This window comes from Shigella sp. FC1967 (assembly GCF_001743005.1).
In the GTDB taxonomy this organism is placed as follows: Bacteria; Pseudomonadota; Gammaproteobacteria; order Enterobacterales; family Enterobacteriaceae; genus Proteus.
The window spans coordinates 1-415 of sequence record NZ_MIIZ01001295.1 but is presented as its reverse complement, the minus strand read 5'-3'; the positions used below and the strand labels follow the sequence as shown (position 1 = coordinate 415).

Below are 415 nucleotides of genomic sequence, written 5' to 3'. Positions count from 1 at the left end.
CCCAGTGCGGGCGGGGATATAAAGCCCGCAGGGCTTTAAAGATCAATCAAGCGTTGACTGGCTCTGAACGTAGGCTCTGAGTGTTTCAATCGTTGCCCCCTCCGGTGCTACAGACAAAGTACGACCTTGACCACAAAAGTCCCGTTTTACTTTGTGTCCGTAAATGTGTGTTTTGCTGGCGCAGCAGGCGCGACGATACTGATTTCAGATTGTTGACCATCACACTGACCGCCAGTTTTGGCGGGTAAGCAACCAGCAGATGCACATGGTCAGGCTCTCCGTCCATCTCAATAATTTCGCATTCAAGTTTTGCCGCAGCGGAGTCAAATGCATCACGCAGTTGAGCGATCATCTGTCCGTCAAATAGCTTACGTCGATACTTTGTCGTAAAGATCAGAGGCACGACCAGTTTACT

General features: G+C 50.1%; 1 pseudogene. It reads right to left on the bottom strand.

Annotation, left to right across the window (positions count from 1 at the left end):
* Window positions 1-42 precede the first annotated feature (42 nt).
* A pseudogene (gene tnpA, locus BHE89_RS21380) lies at window positions 43-415 on the bottom strand (IS200/IS605 family transposase); the annotation flags it as partial.